Origin of the sequence: Novosphingobium silvae, from assembly GCF_009856825.1 — a bacterium.
Lineage (GTDB): Bacteria > Pseudomonadota > Alphaproteobacteria > Sphingomonadales > Sphingomonadaceae > Novosphingobium > Novosphingobium silvae.
On record NZ_WVTD01000002.1, the window covers coordinates 397364 to 406404 of the forward strand.

The following is a 9041-nucleotide window of genomic DNA, read 5'->3' on the forward strand; positions in this document are numbered from 1 at the left end:
GTATCTCCTCCCCTGTCTAATACCTCGCCTCAATCAACGTGATAATCGACGGCACGAAGGCCGTCGGAACCTTGTATTGGCGGAGCTTCGCCGCAGCCGCCGCGAACCCTCCATCGACACGCGCGCGCGCCGCAGATTCCAAGGCCCCTGCGGACCTGCGCTGGATGAGGTCCCACACGGCCTCGCCCGGCCCCAGGTGCGGAACCCAGGCGGAGAGCTGGATGAACGCGAGCTCGCGCGGCGCGGGGCTATCTTGATGCCGACGTATGCGCGCCTCCAGGACCTCGTCGATCAGCCGAGGCTTCCATCCGCGGGGACCGGCAGGACCGTATTTCCAGTCGCCCGCCATCGTCCGCCGCCAGTTGTCAGCGGCGCGGCCGATGCTGCGGAGGTTCGGGTGCTCGAGCACATAGCCGAGCGCCTCCGCCCACTCCGCGAAAAGCCCGGCATTGGCTATCGCCGTGATGGGCTCGATGTCGACACCGGCGTGCGGCGGAATAGCGATCTCGTCGGCAAGCAATAGGGGCGAATGGGATCCGGCAAGAAGCGTAGCGACCGCTTCCCGCGCTCTGGACGACAGGAGACGATCGCCTTGGTCCAGGTTCACCGCCACGCCCGCGTATGGGGTCAGCGATGCCATCATCTGGGTCTCAACCCACGGGCGCGCAGGTCCTTGAAGGCTGACGCCCACCGACTGGAGCCGGCGATGGACAAATTCCACTGCGCCGCCATCCCACCGTCCCTGCCCATCGGCGGACCAGCGGTTGAAGGCGGCCTGCACCGGATCCGGTGCCTCCTCGATCTCAAACGAACCTAGCACGTCCGGGTCCACCCGCCGGAGGCGGAAGGCGAGGCCGCCATACCGGCTGATGCCGGTCAGCCCGGATCTCAGCGGCGTGTCCCGCAGAAGCTCATCCGGGCGCTTCAGCAGCTGGGCCGCGCGACCATACTCACCGCGCATCTCGATGCGGGCGACCGCAAGCGGCGGCTCGAGCTGCCGCAGATCACTGTCATCCTCCCCCATGCGATCGCGTTCCCGCAGCAACCAGTTCGCATCATACCACTGTCCCGCCCGCCACCAGAACGCACTAACGGCGTCTGCCAACCGGCTCCTCGGGTCGATCCCTCCGGTGCGCTCGACGCGGTCGACGAGCGCCCGGCCCTCGGCCCAGTCGGCCTTGGAGATTATGTTCACAAGGTCCCGGACGACCCGCGGATCGTCGCTCCAAGACGGTTGCCCCGACAGGCTCGGAGACGAACCGCTGAAATCGCCGACCACCTGCTTGACCATCACCTGGGCGATCTCCGGCAACTCTTGGAGGGTCGCCGCATCCATGAGCCGAGCCAGTCGCTCCGGGATCGCGGGCCGCGTCGGTGATCGCCTTAGAAGCTGCAGCCGATGGTAGAGGGCGTCGATCGCGCTCGCGTCGTCGTCGCGCGCAGCGAACCACTTGACCGCCTCACGGTCGATGCGCGCGCAGAGCTGCGGCTTGTCCTGATAGAGCAGCGGCAGCAGGTCGCGGCGGATGTCGCCACGATGCCGGACGAAGCCGGGTTCACTCGGATCGGTCTCCACCAGCCAGTGTTGCCGAGCGAGTGAATCAAAGAGCTCGCGAGCCCGCTCATCGTCGAACCTCGGCAGCCCCACCGCAGGACCGATGACGTCCCGCAGCAAGTCCGCGCTGATCCGCCGGACGATCAGGCCTGGATGGGCGAGATCCCGCAAGGCGTCGTCGTCGATTCTCGACAGCAGGATCCTGTAGAGCATCGCGCTCGCGAGCTTCGGGTTCAGCCTGTCACGCGGTAGGGCCCCGATCCCATCAGTCCGAACGATATCAGCCGCAAGCTTTATGGCGAGTGGGACGCCCGCCGCACGATCGACGACCAAGTGGCGACTGGAGGGCTCGACCTGAAGGCGGGTGGCGAACTCGAGCGCCGCGGGCTCGCTCAGTCCGTCCAGCACGACCGGATCGCCGACCACCCTGTCGAATTCAGCCGGCGGCGCGGCCCTGCCGGCGACTAGGACGCTCATCCGGTTCACGCCCGAACCCGACAGGAGCTGAAGCCAGTCGAACAGTTGCCGCAGATGAGTTTCGCCCCGGGCCTGAAGCGATTCAAGCGTGTCAACGACGACGAGCAGCGGCCGATTCGCCGCCTCCAGGGTCCGGGCGAGCATCGCCGCGAGAGTCTCGGGGAAGGTCCGGCGCGTCTCGAGCACACTTTCCGATCCTTCGCGCAGACCGGCAGTGCGCAGGCGTTCGTCGAAAAGGTCCCGGGCGGCGTCGCCGATCCTGTCAGCGATCTGACGCGACGCCTCCATCGTAAGCGATCGGAGATCGGTCACGTCCAGACCAGCGCGGTCGAAGTCAAGCCTCACGACGACACTGCCGAACTCGTCGTAGTGCCTAAGGATGACCTGCTCCGTGAGGGCCGACTTGCCGATCCCGGGCGGTCCGCTCATGAACACGCCGCGGACGTTCCGCCGAACGGGCTGCGCCAGCAGCGACATCAGCCGCTTGATCTCAAATTCGCGCCCGACAAAGGGCTGTTCCCGGATTTCCTGCCGCCTCGCGAGCCGGTCCAACCGCTTGATCGCCGTTCGGGACGGCTCGAGCAAAGGAGCCGCGGCGGCGAATTCGCCGGCCCAGTCGAGAACCGTCGCGACCCGCACCAGCACCTCGCGACCCGCGGACCCGAGGGCATCGCCGACCCGTTGAAGCGTGAATGCGCCAGTGTCGGAAAGTGCGTCCAGGAGGTCCGCCGTGATCGTGCCAGCGCTATCCGCGCGACGGCGCTCGATGGCGTCTTGGAGCGTTCCGGACGCCCTAAGTGCCCTCAGCACTTGCTGCCGGTTGGGTGCCAGCAGCAACCAGGCGTCGCTCTCGTCGGGATTGGTGTCGCAGACGGCGGCCAGAGCGGATGCGGCTTCCGCCGCCCGCTGGCGCGACTCCCGGCTGATTGCAGCGAGTGCCGCCCTCGGGTCGAAAGGACCCGACAGGGCCGCATACTCGAGCGCCTCGGAAAGACCCTCCGGTCCTCGTGGAAGACGGGTGTCAGCCACTCGACCTCTCCTCGAACATCGACCTTATCGGCCCAGACAGCCGCGCAGCCACTTCCGCCGAAAGACTGGCCGAAATGATCTGGTTGTTGGCGGGCAGCCCTTGGATCGCCTGATCGGCCAGCACACCCGCCCCCGCATCGCCGAGGTCGGCGCCGACTGCCCTGCTGGCCAGCTCGATCGCAGCGATGACGTCGTTGCGGCTGAACCCACGGATGAAGTCGACCATCAAGCCGAGTGCGCCGTCCTGCGGTCCGTTCGGGTAGTAGTCCTGGCCTGGCATCGCGGCGGCCTCCAGACCAGCTACCACGATGCGGACATTGTCGAGCCTGAGCGACCTGGCGATCACCCCCTCCATCGCGGAACGCTGTTCGTCGCCGAAGGACACGGCAGGCTGATCGAAGAACAGCCACATGGTCACGCCGGCGGCAGCCGCCGCCTTATTGACGAGATCGGCGGCGCGTAGCCCGCGGTCCGCCCCGACCGCCTCGGGCGCCGTCTGGCCCTTTGCGACACCGGACCGCTCCTCGAGCGCATCCACCGAGATGCCACTGTCCGCGACGCGCCTGATGATCTCGGCCGGAATGTCGTCTATCAGCGTCCCGAGCGCCACCCGGCACAGCCGGGCAGCCGGATTCCGGGCCACCAGGCTCTTCAGCAGATCGTAGGTGAAAACGAGTTCGGACGGGGCGTCGCCCGGGGTGGCACGCTTGACATGGATACCACGAACACGGCCGCTCCCAGATGCAGCCGCGAAGGCCTGGAAGAAGGTGCGCCGGCCGATGACCAGCCGTCCATCGACCGTATCGTCCGAGGACCACAGGATCGGCGGCGCCACGTCGGCGGCAACCACCGCCCGCGCCTGTTCCACGAAGCGCTCAAGCGGCACGTAGCGACCCTTGCCGTTCGGCTGCCTTCCCTGGTGGATGCCCACGAGTTCGCGCTGCGTATCGAAGCAACCGCCCCCCGACGACCCGCCCGCCGATCCCACCGTGTGTCCGACCCGAGCGCTGATCTTGCGGATCTTGCCGGTGACCCCTTCACCAAGCCCGCGGTCCACGCCTTCGGGGTAGTGGACCAGATAGATCGGTGTGGACTTGCGGTAGGGCTCGGGATCGGCGGCTAGGGTCGCGTAGCCGAGAGTAGCTCCAGCTGGCGCTTCGAGGCGGAGAAGCGCCATGTCGTGCAGTTCGGCGACCGCGTCGTCGTTAGCGGGCATCCTCGCCGAGAATTCGCATTCCGAACAGGGCGACGCGGCGACGACCGATGCGCCGTAGCTGCGCCCGTCGGAAAGCATAACCGTCACGTCCGTTATAGCAGCCGCAGGCTGATATGCATTGGCCGGCGCAACCACATGCCACGCCGTCAGGACCGTGCTGGGGCCGATCAGGACCCCAGATCCCGATACCGCCCCGGACCTCATGATGCGGCAGCGAAATGACGTAGCCTGCCTCGGGAACCGCGCTGCGACGGCCGGATCGACATGGGTATCGGGTATCGGATCTGGTTCGAGGTCCACCGCGACACCCCGGGCAGAGAGCGCGTGTGCAAATGCGACGAGGAGATCGCGAGCCTCGATCCGGCCAACCCAGAAATCGCCCCTGGCCTCTCCGAACAGGTCGGCCGCAGCGTCGAGCCCATCGGCCAACAGGGGAACGGGGACGTAGCCTTCCGCTTCAGCCTCCGCGGCACCGAGAAGCTGAATCGCGGCAAGAGCGTCGGCGGCCGCCAACCGGTTGGCCTCGATGGCCGCCGCTATTTCCTCTTTTGTATACAAGCCTGGACAGCCGTCGGTTGGGGTTCAGTAGAATGCTGGCACTCGAAAACGCTCGGATCAGGTACACGATCACGAATCGAAGTTCTTCGCCAGAACAGGGTTGTTCATCGGAATACCTAATCGCGCAAGTCACCGAAGAAGCTGATCTGAACCATCCTCCGCCGAAAACTGCTTTAGACAGCGGAGACGAACTGGTCGTCTATGACGTCCTGCTTGATCAATCCAGAATCCACCGCAAGACTGCGTAGAGTGGAGAGACGGTCGGGGGGCGGATTCGCATCCGCGTAGCTTGCGAAGGCGAGCATTGAGTGTCGGGTATCGGCAGAAGACCTGCCGCTGAACACGTGGTGCCGGAACGGCCGGAAAGTCCCACGACCTTCCGGTGGCAGCTGACCAACATATGCCGTTCCGCTTCAGGGCTGGATATGTCGGCTGACGCCGACACCTGCCGTTCTTCGCTTTTCGAACTGACAGTCAAGCCTCGCCAACAAAGCCGCCATGTAAGGTCGCCGGCAACCTCCCTATAATCGCCTTCCATGCATCACTTCCGAGATATCCCCTGACAAGACCCGGCAAGGTTCAACCTTGGGAATCGAATGGCACCTGAGTCCGCACTGTCCATAATCCGTTAGGAAATATAACTCCAAAGTGATATCGCTTGGGAAATTTCACTGATCGTGCATGGAGATATGATGAAGGTTGTCGGTAAGGTGTTCGAACCGGATCCAGATGGCAATGATGCCTCGGACGGTCACATCGGCCGGCGGCTGCGCGAAATTCGCAAGCTTGCGGGTTTGACACAGGCTCAAGTCGCCAAACGCTTAGATATTAGGCAGTCCGCCATTACTGGAATGGAGCGACGCAAGGATATGCATGTCTCCACCTTGCGCGACTATCTTTCGGCGATGGGAGCAACGCTGCGTCTACACGCACACTTCGATGATGCAGGCGCCCTCATCAACAATCTGCGCGAGGCCGACTTCGGCTTTGAACAGATCGACGAGAACCAGCTTCTGCTTCCTATCTTCGGCGAGGCCCCGCTTCCTCCGCACCGCGACGTGGTTTTCAGCATAAAGCCAGAATACAGCCGGAAAATCGTGAGCGGGGAGAAGACGATCGAGCTCCGGCGACGCTTTCCCATGTCGGTTCCCCCGGGAACCACGGCGCTGATCTATGAAACCAGTCCGACGCGAGCTCTATCTGGTATCGCCGAGATCGGTGATGTCCACCGGCGGTCGCCCGAGGAAATCTGGAAGAGCTTCGGCGACCAGGCCTGCATCGCCCGGAAGGATTTCGACGCTTATTTTACGGGTGTCGATCGTGCCTTCGCCATCGAGCTGCGCCATGCACGTTCACTTCCGCGCCCGCTCCTACTGAGCGAGCTTCGCGACCGATTTAGCTTCGAACCACCACAGTCGTTCCTCTACGCCACGCCGAAGATGCGAGAAGCACTCCTATATGAGCGCGCCAAGATACCTAATTGACACCAACGTCTTCATTGGGCTTGAGGATCACGCCGAAGTGGCGCCGGTCTTCTCATCCTTGTTGCAGCTGGCTACCCGTCATTCGGTGGGCGTGTTCGTGCATGAAGCAGCCATCGACGACATCCGCCGGGACAAGGACGAAGCACGGCGCCGCGTCTCTCTTAGCAAGATCCAGAAATTCCCAGCTATAAAGAAGACGGTTGGTATCGATCAGGCCGCCTTGGAGGCCAAATTCGGACGGATCCGCAAGGCAAACGACCTCGTCGACGCCACTTTGCTTCATGCTCTGGACATGGAAGTCGCCGATTTCCTCGTCACCGAAGATCAGGGCCTGCATGAACGTGCCGAACGCATCTCGCCTACGTTCGGCGCCCGCGTACTCTACGTTGCAGACGCTGTCTCACTTCTGCGGACGACCTACGAGGCTATCGACGTTGTCCTGCCAGCGGTCGTTGAGGTGGAGGCTCACACGCTCCCCCAGGACGATCCGATCTTCGAGAGTCTGCGTAGCGACTATGCGCCTTTTGACACTTGGTGGCGCGACAAATGCGTGAAGGCGATGCGCAAATGCTGGGTCGTAATGGATGACAAGCGCATTGCTGGCCTCGTGGTAAGGAAGGACGAAAAACCCGGGGACACCGACGCCACGCTTCAGGGCGATAAGATTCTCAAAGTCTGTACCTTTAAGGTGCGCCCGGAAAGCCGTGGCGTGAAACTGGGCGAACTGCTCCTCAAGCAGGTCCTCTGGTATGCGCAGACCAACAAGCATGACGTCGTCTATCTGACAACTTTTCCTACCCAGGCTACGCTGATTTCCCTACTCGAATACTATGGCTTCGAGCACACGCACAACAACAAGGGCGGCGAGATGGTTTATGAAAAGAGCCTGTCGCGAAGTCGACTGCTGCCGGAACCCGCTGTCTCCCTATTTGACCTCGCACGGCGCAACTATCCGCGCTTCGCAACGGGCGACGGCGTCGCCGCATATGCGATCCCCATTCAAGAGGATTTCCACGAAATTCTCTTCCCCGAACTGGTACCTCCCGTCATCCAGATGAGCCTGTTCTCGGACTCCGGAGCGCAACGCCCTGGCAACACGATCCGCAAGGTTTACCTCTGTCGAGCGCCCGCCATGATATCCCAGCCGGGAGCCCTTCTGTTCTTCTACAAAGGCAAGTCGGAAGGCATCCCTTCACAAGCCATCACAACGGTCGGGGTCTTCGAGGAAATGAGTTTCGCTAGGTCGACTGAAGAGCTGCGCCGCCTCGCAGGCGGCCGGTCGGTCTACAGCGATGTGCAGCTCAGAATGATGAACGCCTCAGAAGATCGGCCCGTCAAGGTTATCAATTTCCTTCTTGCAGCCCATCTCGAACCACCGATGTCGCTCGACGCTCTCCGGCAGACCAATGTGTTTGCTGAACGACCTCCCCAGTCGATCAAAAACCTAGCTCCGGCGCAGCAGATTTCCGTGCTGGAGCGCGGTACATTCGGGTTCGCAACATGACACTACGTGTCGCGCTGCTGGGCCTGTCCGGTGTGGGAAAATCGACACTCATCGGTCGCCTTGCCGAGCGGAAGCCCATTCTCCACCTTCAGGCCAGCGCTCTAATTAAGGCAGAACTCGCTCATCGAGCGCAACCTTTCCAGAATTCGGAGGCGCTCCGTACTGGGCCTGTCGTGGACAATCAGGTTCTGATGATTTCAGCCTTCCGACGAGCTGTAGCGAATGTCGTGGTTCCTGTCGTGTTCGACGGGCACAGCGTCATCGATGGGCAAAATGGGCTCATAGAGATTCCTGCGACCACATTTGCCGAACTTGGCTTAGATACCATTTTCTATCTTTCGGCCGACCCTCACGTGATCGCCGCGCGACGCTTAAAGGATACTGGGCGTGAACGACCGATGAGAGATACCGAGACGCTTGCTGCACACCAAACTATCGCGAGCGCGGCAGCTCAAAAGGTCGCGGAGCAGATCGGGTGCACGTTTGTCCCTATCACCGAACGCGACCTCGAAAGGATTGAGGCGTCCTTCAGATAATCTGGACAAAAGGCGGCTAAGCAGCCGCCGCCTGAATATTCGCTAAGCATGAAAGGTTGCCGGCACCTCTGCGGTAAAAACAAAGAAAACGGAGGGGTGCGAAATAATTTGCCCGGCTGCCCCCATCATTGTACCCATCGATGTACACCTGCTTGATAAAGCAGGCCGTTCACTGGCGTGAAATCAGTGACTTAGACGTACGCGAAGTTCGGTCAGGGATCCTGTCTCCCCGACCAACACATCTACGCGGCACGCCCAGAATTCCTCTGAGAGGACGGCTATCTGTTCACTGCGTTCAAGGCGCAGCGAGACAGTTTAGCCAGGCGTCGAGATAAGCTCTCTCACCCCGCGCTGCAGGCTCTTCGATATTGTTGACTGCGACTGGAAAGTCGCTGCCGGAACTTTCCTCTCAATGTCCGATGAGCCGCATCTGCGCAGGCAAGTCGAGTGAGACGCCTCTCCTACATCAGCTCCTTGAGCGCGGTGCCTGCATCGGCGAGCACGGCCGGATCGGGCGAGAGCCCCGCCTCGACGAGCTTGCGGCCCTGCACGTACTCCTTGACCGCATTCACGCAGTCCAGCGCCACCACGCGCCCGTCCTTCAGGTAGACGACCGAGAAGCTGCGCGCGTCCATGTCGCCCCGGATCACCGTCTGGTCAAAGCCCACGTTGATGCCGGCGG

At 62.5% G+C, this 9041-nt stretch carries 6 protein-coding genes; 3 read left to right on the forward strand and 3 right to left on the reverse strand.

What is annotated here, in order from left to right; translation table 11 throughout:
* Positions 1 to 16 precede the first annotated feature (16 nt).
* The gene (locus tag GR702_RS04970; RefSeq protein ID WP_160984849.1) at positions 17 to 3061 is read right to left on the reverse strand and encodes an AAA family ATPase; all 3045 of its coding nucleotides are present in this window, start codon (positions 3059 to 3061) and stop codon (positions 17 to 19) included.
* Positions 3054 to 4835 carry a trypsin-like serine peptidase gene (locus GR702_RS04975; protein WP_160984850.1) on the reverse strand — a complete coding sequence of 594 codons (1782 nt, stop codon included), beginning with the start codon at positions 4833 to 4835 and terminating at the stop codon, positions 3054 to 3056. Before GR702_RS04975 ends, GR702_RS04970 begins: the two co-directional genes overlap by 8 nt.
* Before the next feature lie 689 nt (positions 4836 to 5524).
* Here GR702_RS04975 and GR702_RS04980 point away from each other — a divergent pair.
* Genes GR702_RS04980 through GR702_RS04990 form a run of 3 tightly spaced genes read left to right on the forward strand, consistent with a single transcriptional unit; the run spans position 5525 to position 8359 of the window.
* Positions 5525 to 6319 carry a helix-turn-helix domain-containing protein gene (locus GR702_RS04980; protein WP_160984851.1) on the forward strand — a complete coding sequence of 265 codons (795 nt, stop codon included), beginning with the start codon at positions 5525 to 5527 and terminating at the stop codon, positions 6317 to 6319.
* A gap of 37 nt (positions 6320 to 6356) precedes the next feature.
* Positions 6357 to 7823: a GNAT family N-acetyltransferase gene (locus tag GR702_RS04985; RefSeq protein WP_202408049.1), complete on the forward strand. Its 1467-nt coding sequence runs from the start codon at positions 6357 to 6359 to the stop codon at positions 7821 to 7823.
* Complete coding sequence (locus tag GR702_RS04990; protein ID WP_160984853.1) at positions 7820 to 8359, forward strand: ATP-binding protein; 540 nt, start codon at positions 7820 to 7822, stop codon at positions 8357 to 8359. Before GR702_RS04985 ends, GR702_RS04990 begins: the two co-directional genes overlap by 4 nt.
* A gap of 461 nt (positions 8360 to 8820) precedes the next feature.
* On the opposite strand, the gene GR702_RS04995 is transcribed toward GR702_RS04990, so the two are convergent.
* Positions 8821 to 9041, reverse strand: a 221-nt coding sequence (locus tag GR702_RS04995) for an oxidoreductase C-terminal domain-containing protein (protein ID WP_272916645.1), incomplete at its 5' end; no start/stop codon positions are given.